The 21128-nt window shown below is 73.6% G+C and carries 16 protein-coding genes; 6 read left to right on the top strand and 10 right to left on the bottom strand.

Features of this window, described 5'->3' with window-relative positions; translation table 11 throughout:
• Positions 1–72 precede the first annotated feature (72 nt).
• Both OOK34_RS09820 and serC read right to left on the bottom strand, forming a co-directional pair.
• A complete protein-coding gene (locus OOK34_RS09820; RefSeq protein WP_267033484.1) occupies positions 73–3189 on the bottom strand; it encodes a sacsin N-terminal ATP-binding-like domain-containing protein in 3117 nt (1038 codons plus the stop codon).
• Between the two features lie 178 nt (positions 3190–3367).
• Entirely contained in the window at positions 3368–4486 is a 1119-nt protein-coding gene (gene serC / locus OOK34_RS09815; RefSeq protein ID WP_267033483.1) for a phosphoserine transaminase, read from the bottom strand.
• A 203-nt stretch (positions 4487–4689) separates the two neighbouring features.
• On the opposite strand from serC, the gene OOK34_RS09810 reads away from it, so the two are divergent.
• The 3 genes from OOK34_RS09810 (at position 4690) to nadE (ending at position 9763) form a co-directional block, all read left to right on the top strand.
• Positions 4690–7341, top strand: a complete 2652-nt coding sequence (locus OOK34_RS09810; protein WP_267036681.1) for an FAD-binding and (Fe-S)-binding domain-containing protein — start codon at positions 4690–4692, stop codon at positions 7339–7341.
• A gap of 47 nt (positions 7342–7388) precedes the next feature.
• Positions 7389–8318 (top strand): DMT family transporter, encoded by a 930-nt coding sequence (locus tag OOK34_RS09805; protein ID WP_267033482.1) that lies wholly within the window; start codon positions 7389–7391, stop codon positions 8316–8318.
• A 614-nt stretch (positions 8319–8932) separates the two neighbouring features.
• Positions 8933–9763, top strand: coding sequence for an ammonia-dependent NAD(+) synthetase (gene nadE, locus OOK34_RS09800; protein ID WP_323183409.1), 831 nt, complete (start codon positions 8933–8935; stop codon positions 9761–9763).
• A gap of 120 nt (positions 9764–9883) precedes the next feature.
• On the opposite strand, the gene OOK34_RS09795 is transcribed toward nadE, so the two are convergent.
• From OOK34_RS09795 to OOK34_RS09760, 8 genes are all read right to left on the bottom strand, one after another.
• On the bottom strand, positions 9884–10666 hold the full coding sequence (locus OOK34_RS09795) for an alpha/beta fold hydrolase (protein ID WP_267033481.1): 783 nt from the start codon (positions 10664–10666) through the stop codon (positions 9884–9886).
• 123 nt (positions 10667–10789) lie between these two features.
• A complete protein-coding gene (locus OOK34_RS09790; RefSeq protein ID WP_267033480.1) occupies positions 10790–12415 on the bottom strand; it encodes an alpha/beta fold hydrolase in 1626 nt (541 codons plus the stop codon).
• 280 nt (positions 12416–12695) lie between these two features.
• A complete protein-coding gene (locus OOK34_RS09785) occupies positions 12696–13826 on the bottom strand; it encodes a hypothetical protein (protein ID WP_267033479.1) in 1131 nt (376 codons plus the stop codon).
• Positions 13823–14131 (bottom strand): DNA-binding protein, encoded by a 309-nt coding sequence (locus tag OOK34_RS09780; protein ID WP_267033478.1) that lies wholly within the window; start codon positions 14129–14131, stop codon positions 13823–13825. The genes OOK34_RS09785 and OOK34_RS09780 overlap by 4 nt, the downstream gene beginning before the upstream one ends.
• On the bottom strand, positions 14128–14880 hold the full coding sequence (locus OOK34_RS09775; RefSeq protein WP_267033477.1) for a hypothetical protein: 753 nt from the start codon (positions 14878–14880) through the stop codon (positions 14128–14130). Before OOK34_RS09775 ends, OOK34_RS09780 begins: the two co-directional genes overlap by 4 nt.
• Positions 14871–15116 (bottom strand): hypothetical protein, encoded by a 246-nt coding sequence (locus OOK34_RS09770; protein WP_267033476.1) that lies wholly within the window; start codon positions 15114–15116, stop codon positions 14871–14873. The genes OOK34_RS09775 and OOK34_RS09770 overlap by 10 nt, the downstream gene beginning before the upstream one ends.
• Positions 15113–15904: a hypothetical protein gene (locus tag OOK34_RS09765; protein WP_267033475.1), complete on the bottom strand. Its 792-nt coding sequence runs from the start codon at positions 15902–15904 to the stop codon at positions 15113–15115. The genes OOK34_RS09770 and OOK34_RS09765 overlap by 4 nt, the downstream gene beginning before the upstream one ends.
• Positions 15905–16043: 139 nt before the next feature.
• Positions 16044–16670 carry a Crp/Fnr family transcriptional regulator gene (locus OOK34_RS09760; RefSeq protein WP_267033474.1) on the bottom strand — a complete coding sequence of 209 codons (627 nt, stop codon included), beginning with the start codon at positions 16668–16670 and terminating at the stop codon, positions 16044–16046.
• A gap of 278 nt (positions 16671–16948) precedes the next feature.
• Here OOK34_RS09760 and OOK34_RS09755 point away from each other — a divergent pair, with 278 nt between their 5' ends.
• From OOK34_RS09755 to OOK34_RS09745, 3 genes are read left to right on the top strand one after another with little or no spacing between them, the layout of a single operon-like run.
• Positions 16949–17752: a TIGR03084 family metal-binding protein gene (locus tag OOK34_RS09755; RefSeq protein WP_267033473.1), complete on the top strand. Its 804-nt coding sequence runs from the start codon at positions 16949–16951 to the stop codon at positions 17750–17752.
• Positions 17749–19533: an acyclic terpene utilization AtuA family protein gene (locus OOK34_RS09750; protein ID WP_267033472.1), complete on the top strand. Its 1785-nt coding sequence runs from the start codon at positions 17749–17751 to the stop codon at positions 19531–19533. Before OOK34_RS09755 ends, OOK34_RS09750 begins: the two co-directional genes overlap by 4 nt.
• Positions 19530–21128, top strand: coding sequence for an acyl-CoA carboxylase subunit beta (locus tag OOK34_RS09745; RefSeq protein ID WP_267033471.1), 1599 nt, complete (start codon positions 19530–19532; stop codon positions 21126–21128). Before OOK34_RS09750 ends, OOK34_RS09745 begins: the two co-directional genes overlap by 4 nt.

The raw sequence follows: 21128 nt of genomic DNA, 5'->3' as shown, positions 1-21128 counted from the left end.
GTTGCCCTGTACGGCGCTCCCGCGGAAACGGCACGGTCGATCGCTGAACTCCTCGCCGGGTTCCGCAGCCCTCTAGTCGAACCACCTGTCGCGGGCCAGTTCCGCCGTGCGGGAGGGGTCCTCCAGGAGGGCCGCCACCTCGAAGCGGCGCGGCCACTGCCCCGCCGACCAGGCCAGGCCCGCCGCGACGCCCTCCAGGGTGGCGGCGTGCAGGACGCCGTCCGGGGTGCGGCGCCAGTCCAGCTCCGTGCCGCCCGCGATCAGCTCCTCGTGCTCGACGTACGTCGCCGGCGTCGACGGGCCCAGGAGGACGCGTACCGACTCCGGGACCTCGTGCTCCTCGCCCGGGGTGCTCACCTCCGCCGGGACCGTCTCCGACAGACGGCGCACCTGGAGCAGCTCGGCCAGGTCGGCCGCGCGGGAGGGGGAGACCGGCAGGAGGGCGAGGCCCGCCGTCAAGGGGAGCAGGTCGGGGGCGTCGGCGACGACCGCCTCGGCCGCGTCGACCACGACGGGCTCCCCGTCGACCACCGCCCGCAGCTCGTCCGGGAGCGTGACCTGCTCCGGGTCCAGATCGGCCAGGGCCCCGTACAGGCCGTGCAGCTGGTGGCCGCTCACCTCGCGGTCCGGGTCGCCGAGCCGGCCCAGCAGCTCGGCCGCGCCGCCGGGCTCCTCCAGCAGGGCGCGCACGGAGGTGCGTACGCCCAGGGCGCGCAGGACCTGCTCGTCCTCGAAGCCCGTCGCGTCCGCCGAGGTGTACAGGCCCTCCAGCAGCGGGTCGCCGCCGGCCGCCCGCAGCCCGGCCGGGCGGCGGCCGTCGAGCACCGGGTGGTCGCGCAGCCACCAGGCGGTGTACGGGCGCACGGACTGCGTGGTGCCGTCCGGGAGCAGGATGCGTACGGGCTGGGTCAGGGCGTCGCGCAGCGGGGGCTGCGCGAGCATCGCCAGGGCCTGCGGCCAGCGGTCGTCGTCGACGAGGTCGAGGTCCCGGACGGCGATCAGCTCGGTGGCCACCGGCGGTACGGGGGTGTCCGGGAGCTGGTCGAGGAGGTCCTCGCACCACACGTCGACCGCGTCCAGCAGGCCCGCGTCGTCGGGCTCGGCGAAGTCCCCGTCGCGGGGCTCCAGTTCGTCCGGGTCGAGGACCACGTCGGTGGCGCGGACCAGCTGGAACTCGGTCAGCACCCCGCAGGCGGCCAGCGTGTCCGCGTCCCAGCGCGCCGCCAGCTCGGCGTCCAGGTACGGGACCTCGTCCTCGCGCAGGACGGAGGCCAGCGGGCTTCCGGCGAGCAGCAGTTCACCGGCCGGGGTCGGCTCCCCGTCCTCGTCCGGCAGGGCCAGCGCGCCCAGCCAGGGCTCGTCGCCGGGGGCCAGGCCGGCGTCGCGGACCAGGGTGAGGACCACCTCGGCCAGTTCGTCCGCGTCCAGGGTGTCGGCGTCCTCGTCCCAGATCTCGCCCGCGTCCAGGGAGGCGGCCACGGCGGCGCGGATCTGCGGGGTCGTCAGGACGGCGCGCGCGGTGGCGGGCAGGGCGCCCAGCTTCTCCAGCAGCGGGTGCGCCGCCTCCGGGTGGGCCACCTTCAGGCCCAGGCGGGCCAGGTCCGCCGGGGTGTCCGTGCCCGGCAGCAGGACGTGGCGCGGGCCGATCGTGGTGCGCCCGTCGGCGAGCGGCACGGGCAGGCCCGAGAGCCGGTCGGGATCCACCCCGGCCAGGGTGTCGTACAGGCGGTGCCACCAGTCCGGGGTGCGCTCGATGCCCGCGATCCGCTCGATGGCGTCGCCCAGCGGCAGCCGGCCCACGCCCAGGGTGCGCAGCTCGGGGCGCCGCTCCAGCCCGGCGGGCAGCAGCGTCGGGAGCACCTCCGCGAGGACCCGTACGGTGTCGGAGCCGGCGCCCTCCACGATCTCGGCCTCGAAGGGGCGCAGCGCCGACAGTTCCTCGGTGGGGGCGGCCGGGGCGAGGAAGGCGGTGCGGGGCAGCCGCTGGAGCACGGCGGCGCGCAGGGCCCCGTCGAGCGCGCTCTTGCCGAGCGGGCCGGGGACCAGGTCCACCAGGGCGGTGCTCACCGGGTCCCAGGCGCCCAGGAGTTCGGCGTAGGCGTCCGCCGCGCGCTCGACCAGGAAGTCGGTCAGCGGCCCGGGGGCGGGGTGGCGGCGCGTGGTGTCCAGCGGCAGCGAGGCGATGAGCAGGGCGGGGACGCCCAGCGGCTCGTCGGTGGGGGTCGGGGCGTGCACGACGGGCGCGGTGCGCGGGTGTACGGGCGCGCCGTCGGCGTCCACGGGGGCGGCCCAGGTGACGGTCCAGTCGGGCCGCAGCCGCTCCTCGACGGGCCGGTCGGCGAGCAGGGCCGGCTCGATGGGGCCGGTGTGGCGGACGGTGCGCCAGCGGTGGGTGCCGGAGGCGGAGTCCTCGATGACGGTGTACGGGCCGTCCATGCGCCGGTAGAGCACGCGGTGCCCGGCGGCCGGGGTCTCCACGACGACCTCGCGCAGTCCGGGCAGGGTCAGCAGCAGGGCGTCGTCGATCCCGGCGAGCAGGCGTTCGGCGAGGTCCTCGGCGGCGGCGTCGCGCAGCGGGAGGACCACGACGGTGTCGTACCCCTCGGGGGCGGTGCCCTCGGCGGGCAGCGGCAGCCGCAGCAGCGGTACGTGGCCGTCGCGGCGGCGGAGTTCGTCACCGAGCCCGGGGCTGCCGTTGGCGGCGTCCCGGGCCAGCTCGCGGGCCTCGGCGAGGGACCAGCGGACCCCGCCGTGGCGGCCGAGCACCGCCGGCTCGTCGGAGACGGCCAGCACGGCGGCGAAGCCGACGCCGAAGCGGCCGACGGAGCCCTGGTCGTTCTCCCGCTTGGCGGAGGCGCGCAGGGTGCTCAGCGACTCCACGCCCGTCGCGTCGAGCGGGGCCCCGGTGTTGGCGGCGGCCAGCACGGCGGGGCCGTCCGGCCCGGCGGGGTGCAGGGTCAGCCGCAGCCGGCCGGGGACCTTGGCGCGGCCCGCGGCGTCGGCGGCGTTCTGGGCCAGCTCCACGACGAGCCGGTCCCGGTAGCCGCCGAGCGCCAGGTCCTCCTCGGCGTTGGCGTCCTCGCGGAAGCGGGCCGGGCCCGCACCCCACGCGTCGAGCACCCCGCGCCGCAGCCGGGCCGTGCCGAAGGGGTCCACGCCGCTCTGGGCCGCCGTGACTCGCACGTTCATGCCGGTGCCTCCACGTCTGTGCTGTCTTGCAGGAGTGCTGAAGGTATCGCGTGGGGGCCTACGCCCTGCCCGTGAGGTGGGCGAACACGACGACGGCGAGGGCCGAGGCCCTGCCGGAAACGGCAGGAGTCCCCGGCGCAGGCAAGGCACCGGGGACTCCTGTCTCAGAGCGCAGCGGTCAGAGCTGCTCGATCACGTAGTCGATGCACGCGGTCAGCGCCTGCACGTCCGCCGGGTCGATCGCCGGGAACATCGCGATACGGAGCTGGTTGCGGCCGAGCTTGCGGTACGGCTCGGTGTCCACGATGCCGTTGGCGCGCAGCACCTTGGCGATCGCGGCCGCGTCGATGTCGTCGGAGAAGTCGATCGTGCCGATGACGGCCGAGCGCTTGTCGGCGTCCTGGACGAAGGGGTTGGCGTACTTCGACGCCTCCGCCCAGCCGTACAGGTTGCGCGCGCTGGCCGCCGTACGGCCGGTGGTGAACTCCAGGCCGCCCTGGCTGTTCATCCACTCCAGCTGCTGGTTCAGCAGGAAGAGGGTGGAGAGCGCCGGGGTGTTGTACGTCTGGTTCTTCAGCGAGTTGTCGATCGCCGTCGGCAGCGAGAAGAACTCCGGGATGTGCCGGCCCGAGGCGTGCACGCGCGCGGCCCGCTCCAGGGCGGCCGGGGAGAACGCGGCCAGCCACAGGCCGCCGTCCGAGGCGAAGGACTTCTGCGGGGCGAAGTAGTAGACGTCGGTCTCGGTGATGTCCACCGGAAGTCCACCGGCACCCGAGGTCGCGTCCACCAGGACGAGCGAACCGGCGTCCGCACCCGCGACGCGCTTGATCGGCGCCGCGACACCCGTCGAGGTCTCGTTGTGCGTGTACGCGTACACGTCCACGCCCGCCTCGGCGACCGGCTCGGGGTGCGTGCCCGGCTCGGAGGAGATCACGGACGGCTCGTCCAGCCACGGCGCGAGCTTCGCGGCCTTGGCGAACTTGGACGAGAACTCGCCGAAGGTGAGGTGCTGGGACTTCCGCTCGATCAGACCGGCGGTCGCGATGTCCCAGAAGGCGGTGGAGCCGCCGTTGCCCAGGATCACCTCGTAGCCCTCGGGGAGGGAGAAGAGGTCCCGGAGGCCCTGACGCACCGAGCCGACCAGGTTCTTGACCGGGGCCTGGCGGTGCGAGGTGCCGAGCAGGGAGGTACCGGTGGCGGCGAGGGCGTCCAGCGCCTCGGTCCGCACCTTGGAGGGGCCCGCGCCGAAGCGTCCGTCGGCGGGCTTGATGTCAGCGGGAATCTGGATCTCAGCCACGAGCGGAGCGTATCCGGTCCTGGACCGGGAGTCGGAGGCGCGTCCACCCGGTGAGACGCGTGGAGACGCGTGGAGACGCGTGGGGCCGGTGGGAGGGTGGGAGGGTGGACGCCGTGACGTCACCCGGGGAACTCGAACGGACCTTGCGCTCGCAGCTGCGCGGGGAGGTGGACTTCGGCGCCGCCGCACGGGCCTTGGCGACCATGGACGCCTCGAACTACCGCCGCGTCCCGGTCGGCGTGGTAGCCCCGCGCGACGCCGAGGACGTGGCGGCCGCGCTGCGCGTGTGCGCCGAGGCCGGCGTGCCCGTCGTACCGCGCGGCGGCGGCACCTCCATCGCCGGGCAGGCCACCGGGGTCGGGGTGGTGCTCGACCTCACCCGGCACATGAACGCCCTGGTGTCCGTGGACCGCGAGGCGCGGACCGCCGTCGTCCAGCCCGGGCTGGTCCTCGACCGGCTGCGGGACGCGGTGCGCCCGTACGGGCTGACCTTCGGGCCCGACCCGTCCACGCACTCCCGCTGCACCCTCGGCGGGATGATCGGCAACAACGCCTGCGGGGCCCACTCGGTGGCCTGGGGGACCACCGCCGACAACGTGACCGAGCTCGCCGTCACCACGTACGGCGGCGCCGCCCACCGGCTCTCCCGGGGCTGGACCGGGGCGCCGGCCGGGCTGCGGGAACTGGTCGACGGCAACCTCGCCGTACTCCGCACCGGGCTCGCGGCCGGATCCTTCTCCCGCCGGATCTCCGGCTACGGCGGGCTCGACGCGCTGCTGCCCGAACGCGGTACGCAGCTCGCCCGGGCCTTCTGCGGCAGCGAGGGCACCCTCGGCGTGGTGACGGAGGCGGTGGTGCGCCTCGTGGAGCTGCCGCCCGCGCCGGTGCTCGTGGTGCTCGGCTACTCCGACGAGGGCGCGGCGGCGGAGGCCGCCGCCGGGCTGTTGGGATACGGGCCGCTGACCGTGGAGGGCATGGCCGAGGACCTGGTGCGGGGCGCCGGCGGACTGCCGAGGGGCGGGGCCTGGCTGTTCGTGGAGATGCCGGACGAGGGCGCGGGGCGCCGCCTGCTGCGGGACGCCGACGCCCTCGACGCGGTCCTGGTGACGGAGCCCGCCGCGCAGCGGGCCCTGTGGCGGATCCGCGAGGACGCGGCGGGCACCGCGACCCGGACCCCGGAAGGGGGGATGGCCTGGCCGGGCTGGGAGGACTGCGCGGTCCCGCCGGCCCGGCTGGGGGCGTACCTGCGGGAGTTCCGGGCCCTGCTGGCCCGGTACGGGCTGCACGGCACCCCGTACGGGCACTTCGGGGAGGGCTGCGTACACGTCCGGATCGACTTCGACCTGGTGACGGCGCCCGGCGTGGCCCGCTTCCGTGCCTTCTCCGGCGACCTGGCCGACCTGGTCGTCGCCCACGGCGGCTCCCTGTCGGGGGAACACGGGGACGGGCAGGCCCGGGCGGAGCTGCTGCCCCGCATGTACGGGCCGGAGGTGATCGCGCTCTTCGGCGCGTACAAGGACGTGTGGGACCCGGCCGGAGGCATGAACCCGGGGATCCTGGTCCGGCCGGCGCGGCTCGACGAGAACCTCCGCTTCGCGGTGCTGCCGGCGGCGTCCGCGCTGGGCAGGGACGTGGCCCGCTGCGTGGGCGTCGCGAAATGCCGGTCCACCGAACCGGGAGGTCCGTCGGTGATGTGCCCGTCGTACCGGGTCACGGGGGAGGAGCGGCACTCCACGCGCGGCCGGGCCCGGCTGCTGCACGAGATGCTGGCCGGGGAGATCCTGACCGACGGGTGGCGCTCGGCGGAGGTCGCCGAGGCGCTGGACCTGTGCCTGAGCTGCAAGGGCTGCCGCAGCGACTGCCCGGTGGGCGTGGACATGGCCACCTACAAGTCGGAGTTCCTGCACCACCACTGGTCCGGCCGTGTCCGCCCCCTGGCCCACTACACCCTGGGCGGCCTCCCGGCCTGGCTCCGCCTCATCGCCGCACTGCGGGCCGCCCGTCCCGTCAACGCCGCCGGGCGGGCACTGCGGATCCCGGGGCTGGCCCGGGAACGCCCCCTCCCCGCACTGGCGCCGGTCCCGTTCACCCGCTGGTGGCGCAGTCGGCCGGCGGCCGGGGTGGGTCCTGGTGCGACCACCGTGACCCTGTGGCCCGACACCTTCAGCGAGTACCTGGCCCCCGAGACCGCCCGCGCCGCGGTACGGGTCCTCGAGGCGGCCGGCCTCACCGTCACCGTCCCCACCCGCCGCCCGGTGTGCTGCGGGCTGACGTACGTCTCCACCGGCCGCCTGGACCGCGCCCGCACGGTTCTCCGGCGCACCCTGGACGCCGTGGGGGAGGTACGGGACCCCGTGCTGGTCCTCGAACCCAGCTGCGCGGCGGCCCTGCGCACCGACCTCCCCGCCCTCCTCCCCGACGACCCCCGCGCCCACCACCTCGCGGGGGCGGTCCGCACCTTCGCGGAAACCCTGGAGGAGTACGCCCCCCACTGGACCCCGCCCCGCCTCGACCGGCCCGTCGCCGGCCAGACCCACTGCCACCAGCACGCCGTCCTCGGCGACGCCGCCGACCGGCGGCTGCGCGAACGGGCCGGCCTCACCGGGGCCCTCAGCGGCGGCTGCTGCGGGCTCGCGGGCAACTTCGGCTTCGAGCCCGGCCACCACGCCGTCTCCGTGGCGTGCGCGGAGGAACAGCTGCTGCCCTCGCTGCGCACCGCCGACCCGGACGCGGCGGTCCTCGCCGACGGGTTCTCCTGCCGCACCCAGATCGCGCAGCTGTCCGGCCACCGGGCCCGGCACCTGGCGGAGCTCCTCGCGGAGGCGCTGGGGGAGGTGACGGGGGAACCCGTGTAAGGCAAAACACGCCGGGACGGTCCTTACGCACCCCTTAGTCTGGATTGATGCCCGCACCCGCACCCGCCTCCTCGTCCCCGACGCCCACCGCTGCCGCTCCGGCCCCCGCCCCCACCCCCGTCCCCGCCCGGGGGGCCCGGTTCGGGCCGGTCGCGCTGGTGGTCTCGGCCGGGGTCTCGGTGCAGTTCGGAGCTGCCCTCGCGGTGATGGTCATGCCCCGGGTGGGCGCGGCGGGCGTGGTCACCCTGCGACTCGCGGCCGCCGCGGTGGTACTGCTGCTCCTGTGCCGGCCCAAGGTGCGCGGCTACAGCCGCGCCGACTGGGGCACGGTCGTCGCCTTCGGCGTCGCCATGGCCGGCATGAACGGCCTCTTCTACCAGGCCATCGACCGCATCCCGTTGGGCCCCGCCGTGACCCTGGAGGTGCTCGGCCCGCTGGCCCTGTCCGTGATCGTCTCCCGCCGCCTGGTGAACCTCCTGTGGGCCGGCCTCGCCCTGGCCGGTGTCGCTCTGCTGGCCGGCCACGGCGGCGGAGGCCTCGGCGGCCTCGACCCGCTGGGCGCGGCCTTCGCGGTGGGGGCCGGTGCGATGTGGGCCGCGTACATCGTCTTCAGCGCCCGCACCGGCCGCCGCTTCCCGCAGGCGGACGGCCTGGCCCTGGCGATGGCGGTGGCCGCGGTCATCTCGCTCCCGCTGGGCGTGAGGGAGGCGGGCTCCGCCCTCCTCGTCCCGGGCACGCTGGCGCTGGGCCTCGGGGTGGCGGTGCTGTCGTCGGTGCTTCCGTACACGCTGGAGCTGCTCGCCCTGCGCCGGCTCCCGGCCCCGACCTTCGCGATCCTGATGAGCCTGGAACCGGCCATCGCGGCGACCGCCGGCTTCCTGATCCTGGGGCAGGCGATGTCGTGGCCCGACGCGCTCGCGATCGCCCTGGTGATCGCGGCCAGCATGGGCGCGGTCCGCTCCCAGACGGCGGGGTGAGGGGGGTTTCACCTGGGCGGCCTCAGGGACGGTTTGGGGGTTTCCCGTCAGTCCCATCGTCCTTCCGTGTCGGGCCCGCCCGTCAAGGGCGCTCCTTCGTCGCGTCGCTTCGCGATGGCCTTCGGCCACCCTTGACGGCCCGTCCCGCCCCGGAAAGCCGAAAGACTGCCGGGAAGCCCCCAAAAGAACGGTCACGGGGCAGGAGGGGAGGAGCGGCCTCGTCCGGGATGAGGCGAGAGGCTTCTCCTTGCCACGCCGGGCATCCGGGCCCGTCCAGGGAGGGCCCAGGGCCGGGGGCCCGGGGGCGCGTCAGATCGCTACGCGCTTCTCATTTCTCAGCGTCCGGCGGCCGTCTGGGGCTGATACCTGCACCAAATGGTGACCAGGGCGGCGGGAGGAGCGCATGGGCGCGTCAGATCGCTACGCGCTCCTCATATCTCAGCGCCTGCTGGCCGTCTTGGGCTGATAGGTGCATCACAAGGTGACCAGCACGGCGTGGGGAGTATCTGGGCACTACAGATGGCTGCGCGCTTCCTCCATCTCGCTGTCTGGGGGCTGGTAGGTGGCGCGGGCTAGGGTGGGCGGCACATCGTGAACCGGAACAAGGAGCAGACGTGAGCGAGTCGGCGTCCATCGCCCTGCAGCAGGAGATCGCCCAGGAACTCCAGGTCGCCGAGACCTTCGAGGCCGAGCGGGAGATCGAGCGCCGGGTGGCCTTCCTCGCCGAGCGGCTGACCTCCACGGGTCTGCGGTCCCTCGTACTCGGCATCAGCGGTGGTGTCGACTCGACCACCACGGGCCGGCTGTGCCAGCTCGCCGTCGAGCGGGCCCGTGCGGCGGGGCACGAGGCGCAGTTCTATGCGATGCGGCTGCCCTACGGCATCCAGGCCGACGAGCACGACGCGCAGCTCGCGCTGTCCTTCATCCAGGCCGACCACGTGCTGACCGTGGACATCAAGCCCGCGAGCGACGCGGCGCTCGAGGCGTCGGTGGCCGCAGGTGTGAGCTTCCGCGACGCCCACCACCAGGACTTCGTGAACGGCAACATCAAGGCCCGCCAGCGCATGATCGCCCAGTACGCGGTGGCCGGTGCGTATGCCGGTCTGGTGGTCGGTACCGACCACGCGGCCGAGGCGGTGTCCGGCTTCTTCACCAAGTTCGGCGACGGGGCAGCGGACGTGGTCCCGCTGACCGGCCTGACCAAGCGCCGGGTGCGCGCCGTCGCGGACGCGCTGGGTGCGCCCGCCGAGCTGGTGTGGAAGACCCCGACGGCCGACCTGGAGACCCTCGACCCGGGCAAGGCAGACGAGGACGCCCTCGGCGTCACGTACGACGACATCGACGACTTCCTGGAAGGCAAGCCGGTGGACGAGCGCGCCTTCGAAACGATCGTCAGCCGCTTCCGCCTCACCGACCACAAGCGCCAGCTGCCCATCGCCCCCTGACGCGCCCGCAAGGCGATCCGGCCGCCGTCTGGTGCACCTATCAGCCCCAGACGGCGGCCAGCCGCTGAGATACGAGAAGCGCGTAGCGATCTGACGCGCCTCCTCGCTTCCCGCCCCCCCTCACACCCCCGCCAGGAACCCTCCCACCGTCGCCGCGAAGGCGTCCGGGGCTGCGGTGTGGATGAAGTGGTCGGTGTCGAGTTCGGTCGCGGTGGTGTGGGGGCGGCGTTCCGCCATCGCGTGGGCCTGGCCGGCCGGGATGACGCCCTTGGTGCCGTGGACGAGCAGGGCCGGGCAGGTGGTGGCCGTCCAGTCGGCCCAGTGGTCGCCGTGGACGTGGTGCTCGGAGTCGTACATGTCCCGGGGGTGGAAGGGCAGGCGCCAGCTGCCGTCGGCGTTCTCCCGCAGCCGGTCGGCGAAGTACGGCGCGGCCGGGCCGAGGCCCGCGACCAGCGCCTCGCGGGTCGGAGCCTCGTGGGGCAGCTCCAGCAGGAAGCCCAGGGGGTTCGGGCCGTCGAGGCCGAACGCGGCCGGGCCCTCGGCGTTGACGAGTGCGCTGACGCGCTCGGGGTGACGGGCGGCGAACTGGTAGGCGTTGATGGCGCCGAGGGAGTGGCCGAGCAGGACGACGCGCTCCAGCTCCAGGTGGTCCAGCAGGGCCTCGATGTCGGAGAGGTAGCCCTCCCGCGAGTAGTCGGCGGCACGGTCGGACTCGCCCTGGCCGCGCTGGTCGGGGGCGATCAGCCGCCATTCGGGGTCCAGGGCCCGGGCGAGTTCGGCGAACGTGGCGCCCTCGGAGAGGTGGCCGTGCAGGGCGACCAGCGGCCGGCCGGTGCCGCCGAAGTCGAGGTAGGACAACCGGCGGCCGTCGATGGTCAGTTCGGAGCGGGTGGCGGTGTTCATGGTGGATCCCCTTTGGCCCTCGGTCCCAGCGCCTGACGTGACGTGACATGGGGAACCCTACGGGGATCTATACGGCTGTGCAATACGCTTGTCTAAATCGGCCGTACATGACCTCCCCCGCCCTCACCCCAGCGGCAGCTCCACATAAGACGGCGTCGGCTCCGGCGAGGTGAACGCCAGCGTGGCGCGGGGCAGGTTGGCGTCGCCGTAGAAGGGGTCGCGGGCGGTCGCGACCAGCAGGGTGCGGTGGCCGCGCGGGATGTCGTACGCCGTGGCCTGGAGGTCGATGTCCGCGCTGATCAGGCTGTCCGGCGGGGCGTCGAGGTCGCTGAACGGGGCGTGCGTGATCAGGCGCGCCGAGCCGTCCGGGGCGAGGTCCAGCAGGTACGCGACGAAGGTGGAGCCGGAGTTCGCGGCGCGGTACGTGACGCGCAGGCGCGGGATGCCCCGTACGCGGATGGTGTCTTCGGCGGGGGCCGCGGCCCAGGCGGCCGTCACCGTGGGGTCGATGGCGCCCGCCGGGTAGGTCTTCGGGCGGCCGGCCATCTCCGCGTACCCGGAGGCCACGATCGCGTCGGCGACGGCGGCCGGGGTGTCCACCCCGCACAGCACGCCCGCCGTCCAGCCGGCTTCGGGTTCCTCGGCCAGTTCCCCGTGGCCGGTGAGGTGCAGCCGGCGGACGTGCCGGGTGAGGGAGGGCCAGGTGGGGGCGGGTTCGAGGGCGCGGGTCCACATCACCTCGGAGAGCACCTGGCCCTCGGCGTCGATGCCGTTGGCGGCGCCGCGCAGGTGGTGGTCGAACCAGCGGTGGGCGTCCGTCCAGATCCGGTTCGGCAGTCCCAGCAGGCCCGTGGCCTCGGGGCCGCCGTGGTCGCCGATGGACAGGTCGAGGCGCTTGGGGCCGGTGAGTTCGTCGAACAGCCGCAGCGTCTGGTTGGCGGGGAAGAGCGTCTCGTGCCAGGCGTGGGAGAAGAAGACCGGCACCCGGCGGCGGTTGAGCTCCTTGACGTGGGTGAAGGGTGAGCGCTGCTGGGCCCACCGCAGGCTCCCTTCGGTGTCCCGGTTGGCCAGGACGTTCTCCAGTGCGCGCTCCGTCTCCGGGGTCAGGTGGGCCCGGCCGGCCGTCGTGAGGAGGGCCTGTACGGCGGCGGCGCGGCGGGTGGAGTTCTCACGGAGGACCTCGCCGAGGTCGCCCCAGGTGCTGAGCGCGGCGACCGCGTCGACCCGGGGGTCGTGCGCGGCGACGAGCTGGCCGATGCCGGAGCCGTAGGAGACGCCGAGGAAGCCGATCCTGGTGACCGGGCCGGCGGTGCGCTCCAGGAGGTGGTCCAGGGCCCGTCTGCCGTCGGCGACGTCCAGCGGCCCGGCGAAGTCGGCCTGGCCCTCGGAGCGGCCCAACCCGCGGGCGGTGTAGGCGAGGACGTCGTAGCCGCGCGCCGCGAAGGCCGCGGCCTGGACGACGTACGCGGTCCAGCCGAGGTCGGTCCACGGCGAGGGCATCACCACCGCCGGCCGGGGGCCGGGCCCGGTGTGCCGCCAGAGCGCGGCGTCGAGGAGGTCCCCGCAGGCGCCGGTCACCTTGCCCCGGGTGAAGACGGCCGCGGCCCGTACGGCCTGCGCCCCGGCGGCGCGCGCGGGCGGCAGGCCGGTGAGGTCGCCGCTCTCCAGGGCGGCGGCGAAGGCGGTGAGGGCGCCGGCGTCGAGCTCGGGGTAGAGGGAGGTGAAGGCGTCTGGGGCAGCGTGGTTCACGGCGGACCGTCCTCGTCGTCGGGTGGCGTGGAGGGGCTCGGATGCGGTGGCTGCGCGGGCGGAGCCCCCAGTATCGGCGCGGCGCAGGGGCTGCTTCGCGGGCTTCCGGGCGTACGGCCGGAACCGTCTCTGCCGGTTTTGCTTCCTGGGCCCTGTCGCCCTCATGCGTAGCTGGGCACCGGCCTCATTCGCCTTCGCCCGTGCAGATGTTGTCGGCGATGGCGGGAATGAGTGGGTGGGGCCCGGGCCATCCAGTGGCCGGGACCCCACAGCGGACCGTCTAGGACAGGGCGCGGGCGCGCTGCTCCCAGGTGTCGATGCGTGTGATGACGCCGCTGACGAGCTTGAGCGCGGCGGCGATGTCCTTGCCCGGGACGCGCAGCTCCCGGCTCATACCGATCATCGAGTTGATCGCCGTGCCGAAGGCCGTGATGCCTTCCATGGCCCCGCGCGTTCCCTCAGCCGTGCCCAGTAGTCCGCTCACGAACTCGTTCTCACCTTCACTGCGCTCATCCGCGGGGGTGGACTCGTGGAAGTCCAGTGCGGAGTGCACAGCGGTGTCGACGTCGGCCATCCTCTCGGCGAAGCGCCTCGCGCTGTCCTTCAGGTCGCTGGCCGGACCGCTGAGGGCGGATGCGTACTGGACCAGCAGTGGCAGGCGGGCGCTGAGGGGGAAGCCCGGCTGGTTGGCCCGTTCCATGGCCGGGGCACACTCCTGGGTGGCCTGCATGATGCGCTCCAGCGCCTCACTCATCGCGTTCGTGTCTTCGTTGAGGGCGTCCATCTGTTCCTCGATCGCGACGAAGCGGTCGATCAGGCCCGGGGCCTCGTCACCCGCCGGGTCGGTCTCGTCATCCGGCTCTCCCTGGGCCGGGGTGGCTGCCTGCATCCCGCGCATGATCCTGGCGGGGGCGGACAGGTCGAAGCCGTTGTGGATCCCTTCGTCCAGGGCCTTCTCCAGGGCCTTGCGTGCATCGATGAGGCCGCTCCGTTCGCGGCGGTTGAACCGGATGGTGCGGAACGAGGAGATGTCGAAGGGCAGCTGGCCGCGTTCCCCGAGCTGGATGACGGGCCTGCCGGCGCCGTGGCGCAGGCCCAGCTCGTACATGACGTTGGGGTTGCCGTGGCTCACGTCGGCGATGACGAGGTCGTCGTCCCGCAGGCGGACGTAGATCTGCTCGGCGATCTCTCCTGCACGGACGATCTGATCAGCCCGGACGGGGTTGATCCCGAAGCGCTCGCACGCCGGGCGGATCACCTTCTCGAACACCTCGAGAGCGTTCTCGTACGCCTCGGCTGCCGGGGTGCCGTGATCGGCGAGATCGTCGCCGATCGGGCCGATGACGAAGCAGCTGCGGAGGGCGCCGGCGCCCTCGGATGCGGCTGAGGCCGCCTCGGTCATGGTGCTCATGAGCGGTACTCCCTTTCGTGGGTGGCGGGATTCTCCGAGCGGGCGGCGTGGTCGGCGCCCGCTTCCAGGTCGACGGCGTAGATGGGCCTCTCCTCGATCCCCAGGGCACGCAGGACCCAGGCGGTGGGGATGCGGTAGCGGTGGCCGAGGCGAAGCACGGGGCAGGGGAACCTGCCGAGACGGATCTGCTTGTACGCGGTTCCGGGGCACACCCCGAAGGCACGGGCGGCGGTACGCAGATCCATCGTCAGGGGGAGGTCGAAGGCTTCCGCGAACGACAGCGGGGGACCTTTGCGCTCGCTCATCGGTGTGCTCCGGCCGGCCGCAGGGAGAGGGTTCCGATCAGCGTTCCCTCACCGGGCCGGCGGGCGCGGTGGACGATGTCCCGCAGACCGAGTCCCTGGGCCAGCGCACCCAGCCGCTCGCCTTCGACCCGGGCGGGCGAGGTGGTGAAGCGGAGTGGTGCGCACAGTCCGTCCGGGCGGGGCAAGGGGTCGATGTCCAGCTCCCAGGCGTGTTCCGGCACCAGGTCCGCGATGCTGGGTTCGGGTCCGAGACGGGCTTCCGCGATCGCGGCGATGTCCGCGACGCGTGTTTCCTTGGCGGACTGCCGGGCGAGGGCCCATGCCCGGCGGCTCGCAGCCTTGGCCAGAGTGCTTCCGGGAGCGGGCTGGTCGGGGTCGAGGACTGCCAGGGTTTCGAGCAGTGCGAGCACGGCCTCGGCCTGGAGGTCGGCGTGACTGGCTCCGAAGGCCGATGCTGCCCTCCATACCGTTCGGTAGAGGTGGGGGAGTGTCAGCCAGACCGCGAACAGCCGCCAGGGTTCACCGTCCGGGGCGGTCTCCTCTTGTGCGGCCACAACGGCCTGCCGCCAGACGGCGCTGCGCAGCTCTTCGTCCGATGCGGGTGTGTACAGCAATTCCCGGGCTGCCGCCGGCGTCAGCAACAGCACGCTCCCGGCGACGGATACGGCGAGGGTGACGGGTTCCCGTGCGGGCGACGTGAGCTGCTCGCCGATGTTGTCGAAGGGGCGGTTGAACCGGATCAATGCCATGAACCTGCTCCTCGGACGGGGAAGATGCGCGAGAGTTCTGCCGCCATCTGCTCGCAGGCCCGTGCCAGTCGGTCCAGCGCGGCAACGAATTCGGTGTGCGGCCCCGGTGCGGGCTCGAAGTCCGGCGCCGGAGCGGACCGCGGTGACATGCCGCAGGGGGCCGAGTAGACGTTGTTGATGACGTCGCGTCCGACGTTTCCCTCGATGGCGACCCCGTGCCCGACGTGCTGGCTCACCGGCGGGGCTCCCCGGTGTAGCGGAAGTCGCCGGACACCTCGCCCACGAAAGCCACTCCGGAACCGACGTGCTGGATGCTCTGGGCCGGGCGCGGCGGAGGGTTCTTGGGGTCGCGGAATTCGGTTCGGGGTGCGGCGCTCGGGGTGAGACCGGTCTGGAGAAGGCTTCCGGACAGCCGGGGGACGTAGAGCCACGCCGGTTGCGAGAAGCCCTTGTTCGCCACAGTGGCATCGACCTTGACGCAGCGGTGGCGGCTCAGGCCGGTGTAACCGCCGAGGACCACGTCCTCGTAGACACGTTGCGAGATGATCGCCGCCAGGTTCGTCGAGTCCGCGCTGGTGCATGCGAGGGCTTGTCGGAGGGGCTCGGAGTCGAGCAGCCGGTGCGTGTCGTTGCGCGCGGTCCCGTTGCCGTCGCCGGGCAGCCCGGAGTCCGGTAGTGGGCCGATGTGGACGGCAGCGCGGAGGCGGATGGGAGGACCCGACGAGGTGACGTTGTGCAGGGCGAGCACCTCCTCGAGCGTGTCGAGGAAGGGCCAGAGGACGAAGGGAAGGAGGCGGGGATCGAAGCCGAAGGCGACTCCGTCGCCGGTATCCGCAGGAAACCGCCTCGTCTGCCACAGCTCACCCAGGCCGGATGCGCTGAGGGCACGGCCCATGACGTGGTGGATCAGCACGTTCGTCGGAGCGTGTCGCGAGGCCGGCAACCGGGTGAAGGCGACGGCGTCGACGGCGAGCACTCCGCGGTGCGGTGGCAGAGGGATGCTTTTCAGCGAGGGGTCGGGCATGGCGAATCTCCTGCTGGAGGTGATGGGTTGGGCCGGTAGCGATCCCGGCGGATTCCGAGCATGCGCGCGCTCGGCGGCGGCGAATGGCCAGTAGTGGCCACTCGGAATGTGAGGGCGGTTACTCGGACGGGAGCAGGCGTCAGGCGCGGGTTGCCGCGGCCAGGGCGCGGAGGGCGGGCAGATCGGTGACCGTGATCAGGCGGCGCTTGACCTGCACCATTCCCGCCGTGGTGAGCGTCCTCAGGACTGGCGTGATCGCACTGAGTGAGGCCCCTGCGGCTCTGGCGAGGTCCGCTTGTGTCCAGCCGGTGATGCGGGGCGAGCCCGAGAGGCCGACCAGTCTGACGAGGAGGCCGGCAAGCCGGACCTTCACGGGCAGGCTCCACTGCTCGCTGTGGGCGAGGTCCATCTCGTGCTGCCTCGCCAGCAGCTGCCGGTAGAGCAGCGACGCCAGCGCGCCGCTCTCGACGCGACGCAGGAACCGATCACGGTGCAAGACCACTGCCGTACATGGACTGACCGCGATCACGGAGGCGTTGCGCACCGCGCCGCTCAGGACGGACATGTCCCCGAGCAGGCATCCCGGACCACGATGTGCCAGCCAGAGGTCCGTGCCGTCCTCCTTGCCGAGGACGACGCGCGCCACTCCGCCGGTGAGGACGAGGAGGTGGGTCCCGTCCTCTCCCTGACGCAGCATGCGGGTGCGCGGCGCGTAGAGCCGAGGGATTCCGTCGTTGAGCAACTCCGCCAGCGCGTTCCCCGCCATCGAGCTGGTCCTCCTCCCGGTCTTGCCGTGGGCACTTGCCTCTCGGCGAGAGGTATGTCCCCGAGGCCGGCGGAGGCCATGCCCGGAGTCACCGGGACGAGCGAAGCGTGCCGCACAAACGGGTCGCGGTTGTGTTCTGCACCTCAACTTGTATGGGTGGTAGGGCCGTTGTCGAGAATGCTGAGGGCTCTGCCGGCCGGGCAAAAATCATGCAAGCGTGCTTGATTGTTTTAGTGGAGGGTGCCAGGCTTCCCCTCACGCCGAGAGGGGAGTGCGCCGTGCCCGATCCGTCCGTCGTCGCCGTCTTCGCCGATCTCCGGGAGGAGGGACGCGAACTCGATTCGCTCGTGGGGGAGTTGCCGGTGGCCGCGTGGGCCGGGCCGACGCCCGCGCCCGGGTGGAGCGTCGCCCACCAGATCGCCCACCTGCACTGGACCGACCGGGCCGCCCTGCTCTCCCTCACCGACGCCGAGGGCTTCGCGCGGATGGTGGATGAGGCGCTGGAGGCCCCCGACTCCTTCGTCGACGAAGGCGCCGAGCAAGGGGCCGCGCTGGCGCCCGGGGAGCTGCTGGAGCGCTGGCGGGCCGGGCGCGGTGCGCTCGACGCGGCGCTCGCGGCCGCCGCGCCCGACACCCGGTTCCCCTGGTACGGGCCCCCGATGAAGGCCGCCTCCATGGCGAGCGCCCGGCTCATGGAGACCTGGGCGCACGGCCAGGACGTCGCCGACGCGCTCGGCGTACGGCGCACCCCCACCGCCCGGCTGCGGCACGTCGCGCGGATCGGGGTGCGGGCGCGCGACTACGCGTACGCCGTGCGGGGACTGCCCGCGCCGCAGGGGGAGTTCCGGGTGGAGCTGACGGCCCCGGGGGGTGCGCAGGTGTGGGCGTACGGCCCTGCGGACGCCCCGCAGCGGGTCACGGGACCCGCGCTGGACTTCTGCCTGCTGGTCACCCAGCGCGCCCACCGCGCCGACCTCGGCCTCACGGCGACCGGGCCCGACGCCGACCGCTGGCTCGGCATCGCCCAGGCCTTCGCGGGTCCGGCCGGGCCGGGCCGGGAGCCGCAGGGGCCGTCGCGGTGACGCGGCGGGCGCTGCGCATCGGCAACGCGTCCGGCTTCTACGGAGACCGGTTCGACGCCGTGCGCGAGATGCTGACCGGCGGCCCGCTGGACGTGCTGACCGGCGACTACCTCGCCGAGCTCACCATGCTGATCCTCGGCCGCGACCGCCTGAAGAACCCGGACCTCGGCTACGCCAAGACCTTCCTGCGGCAGCTGGAGGAAGGGCTCGGGCTCGCGCACGAGCGGGGGGTGCGGATCGTCGCGAACGCGGGCGGGCTGAACCCGGCCGCCCTGGCGGCGGCGCTGCGGGCGCTGGCCGCGAAGGTGGGGGTGCCGGTCCGCGTCGCGCACGTCGAGGGCGACGACCTGATGCCGTACGGGGACGGGGGCGGGCGCGGGGACTCGGGTGCAGGGGTGCTCACCGCCAATGCCTACCTCGGCGGCGGGGGGATCACGGCCTGCCTGCGGGCGGGCGCGGACGTGGTCGTGACGGGCCGGGTCACGGACGCGGCGCTGGTCAGCGGGCCGGCCGCCTGGTGGTTCGACTGGGGCCCGCGGGAGTACGACCGGCTGGCGGGGGCGGTGGTCGCGGGACACGTCCTGGAGTGCGGCACCCAGGCCACCGGCGGCAACTACTCGTTCTTCACCGCCCACGACGTGCGGCGGCCCGGTTTCCCGCTCGCGGAGATCTCCGAGGACGGCTCGGCGGCCATCACCAAACACCCGGGCACCGGCGGGGCCGTCACCCCCGGCACCGTCACCGCCCAGCTCCTGTACGAGACCCAGGGCGTGCGCTACCTCGGCCCCGACGTCACGGCCCGCCTGGACACGGTCCGCCTCGCCCCCGCCGGCCGCGACCGGGTCCGGATCAGCGGGGTCGTGGGGGAACCCCCGCCCACCACCCTCAAGGTGGGCGTCACCCGCCTCGGCGGCTGGCGCAACGAGGTCGTCTTCGTCCTGACCGGCCTCGACATCGAAGCCAAGGCCGCCCTGGTACGGGCACAACTCGCCGACGCCCTGCGGGAGGTGGACTCCGTCCGCTGGACCCTGGCCCGTACGGACCACGAGGACGCGGACACCGAGGAGGCGGCGAGCGCCCTGCTGCGGCTGGTGGTCCGCGACCCGTCCCCGGATCGGGTGGGGCGGGGGCTGACCTCGGCGGCGGTCGAGCTGGCCCTCGCGAGCTACCCGGGCTTCCACGTCACGGCCCCGCCGGGCCCGGGCCAGCCGTACGGGGTGTTCACCTCGGCCCTCGTCCCGGCGGACTCGGTCCCCCACGTGGCGGTCCTCCCCGACGGCACCCGCCTGCCGGTGCCCGCTCCGTCCCAGGACCCCCGCGCCTCAGAGCCCGGCCTTTCAGCCCCTCCGGCGTTTGAGGAGCGGGGTCCGGGGCGGAGCCCCGGGGAACGGTGGAAGGGCGGGGTGGGGGACAGCCCCGCAGGGCCCACCACCCGCGCCCCCCTCGGGGCCGTGGCCGGGGCCCGGAGCGGCGACAAGGGCGGCGACGCCAACGTCGGGGTCTGGGTCGAGACCGACGAGGCCTGGGCCTGGCTCGACCGCACCCTCACCGTCGAGCTGTTCCAGGAGCTGCTCCCCGAGGCCGCCGGCCTCCCCGTCACCCGCCACGCGCTGCCGCGACTGCGCGCCCTGAACTTCACCGTCCCCGGCCTCCTCGGTGACGGCGTCGCCTCCGGCCACCGCTTCGACCCGCAGGCCAAGGCCCTCGGCGAATGGCTGCGCGCCCGCCACCTCGACATCCCGACGCACCTGCTGCCCACCCCGGAGGGGACCGGCCCATGACCCGCCTCGCCACCACCGTCGACCCACTCGCCGCCGAGCACGCGAAGGCCCGTACCGCCGCCCTGGAGCGGCTCGCGGAACTGGACGCCGAGCACGCCAAGGCCCTCGCCGGCGGCGGGGAGAAGTACACCGCCCGGCACCGCGACCGCGGCAAGCTGCTGCCCCGCGAGCGCGTCGAGCTGCTCCTCGACCCCGACACCCCCTTCCTGGAGCTGTCCCCGCTGGCCGCCTGGGGCAGCGACTACCCGGTCGGCGCCTCGATGGTCACCGGCATCGGCACCGTCGAGGGCGTCGAGTGCCTGATCACCGCCAACGACCCCACCGTGCGCGGCGGCGCCAGCAACCCCTGGACCCTGCGGAAGGCCCTGCGGGCCAACGAGATCGCCCGGCAGAACCGGCTGCCCTGCATCAGCCTCGTCGAGTCCGGCGGCGCCGACCTGCCCTCCCAGAAGGAGATCTTCATCCCGGGCGGTGCGGTCTTCCGCGACCTCACCCGGCTCTCGGCGGAGGGCATCCCGACCGTCGCCGTCGTCTTCGGCAACTCCACCGCCGGTGGCGCGTACATCCCCGGGATGTCCGACCACACCATCATGATCAAGGACCGTTCCAAGGTCTTCCTCGGCGGTCCGCCGCTGGTCAAGATGGCCACCGGCGAGGAGAGCGACGACGAGTCCCTCGGCGGCGCCGACATGCACGCCCGCGTCTCCGGGCTCGCCGACCACTACGCCCTCGACGAGTACGACGCCATCCGCCAGGCCCGCCGCATCGTGGCCCGGCTCAACCACCGCAAGCCGTACGCCGATCCGCCCCGGGCCGAGGAACCGCTCTACGACCCGGAGGAACTCCTCGGCATCGTCCCGCCGGACCTGAAGACCCCCTTCGACCCGCGCGAGGTCATCGCCCGGATCGTCGACGCCTCCGACTTCGACGAGTTCAAGCCCCTCTACGGCGCCAGCCTGGTCACCGGCTGGGCCACCCTGCACGGCTACCCGGTCGGCATCCTCGCCAACGCCCAGGGCGTGCTCTTCAGCGCCGAGTCGCAGAAGGCCGCCCAGTTCATCCAGCTCGCCAACCAGCGCGACATCCCGCTGCTCTTCCTCCACAACACCACCGGCTACATGGTGGGCAAGGAGTACGAGCAGGGCGGCATCGTCAAACACGGCTCGATGATGATCAACGCGGTGTCGAACTCGAAGGTCCCGCACCTGTCGGTGCTGATCGGGGCCTCCTACGGCGCCGGCCACTACGGCATGTGCGGCCGCGCCTACGAACCCCGCTTCCTCTTCGCCTGGCCCAGCGCCAAGTCCGCCGTCATGGGCCCCCAGCAGCTCGCCGGGGTGCTGTCGATCGTGTCCCGGCAGTCCGCCGCCGCCCGGGGGCTCCCGTACGACGAGGAACAGGACGCCGGGATGCGGGCCTACGTCGAGGCCCAGATCGAGTCCGAGTCCCTGCCGATGTTCCTGTCCGGGCGGCTCTACGACGACGGCGTCATCGACCCGCGCGACACCCGTACCGTCCTCGGCCTGTGCCTGTCGGCCGTCCACAACGCCCCCGTCGAGGGCGCCCGTGGCGGCTTCGGCGTCTTCCGGATGTGA

It is taken from the genome of Streptomyces sp. NBC_00091, from assembly GCF_026343185.1.
In the GTDB taxonomy this organism is placed as follows: Bacteria; Actinomycetota; Actinomycetes; order Streptomycetales; family Streptomycetaceae; genus Streptomyces.
Note: the sequence above shows the minus strand (reverse complement) of the source record. Positions and strands in the feature narration are given on the sequence as shown.

What these genes read in the sequence shown, in the direction of transcription:
- OOK34_RS09785 (WP_267033479.1), bottom strand. Translation starts at nt 13,826, where the DNA reads ATGAGCACCATGACCGAGGCGGCCTCAGCCGCATCCGAGGGCGCCGGC.
- OOK34_RS09775 (WP_267033477.1), bottom strand. Translation starts at nt 14,880, where the DNA reads ATGGCATTGATCCGGTTCAACCGCCCCTTCGACAACATCGGCGAGCAG.
- OOK34_RS09760 (WP_267033474.1), bottom strand. Translation starts at nt 16,670, where the DNA reads ATGGCGGGGAACGCGCTGGCGGAGTTGCTCAACGACGGAATCCCTCGG.
- OOK34_RS09765 (WP_267033475.1), bottom strand. Translation starts at nt 15,904, where the DNA reads ATGCCCGACCCCTCGCTGAAAAGCATCCCTCTGCCACCGCACCGCGGA.
- OOK34_RS09795 (WP_267033481.1), bottom strand. Translation starts at nt 10,666, where the DNA reads ATGAACACCGCCACCCGCTCCGAACTGACCATCGACGGCCGCCGGTTG.
- OOK34_RS09780 (WP_267033478.1), bottom strand. Translation starts at nt 14,131, where the DNA reads ATGAGCGAGCGCAAAGGTCCCCCGCTGTCGTTCGCGGAAGCCTTCGAC.
- OOK34_RS09805 (WP_267033482.1), top strand. Translation starts at nt 7,389, where the DNA reads ATGCCCGCACCCGCACCCGCCTCCTCGTCCCCGACGCCCACCGCTGCC.
- OOK34_RS09810 (WP_267036681.1), top strand. Translation starts at nt 4,690, where the DNA reads ATGGACGCCTCGAACTACCGCCGCGTCCCGGTCGGCGTGGTAGCCCCG.
- OOK34_RS09745 (WP_267033471.1), top strand. Translation starts at nt 19,530, where the DNA reads ATGACCCGCCTCGCCACCACCGTCGACCCACTCGCCGCCGAGCACGCG.
- OOK34_RS09820 (WP_267033484.1), bottom strand. Translation starts at nt 3,189, where the DNA reads ATGAACGTGCGAGTCACGGCGGCCCAGAGCGGCGTGGACCCCTTCGGC.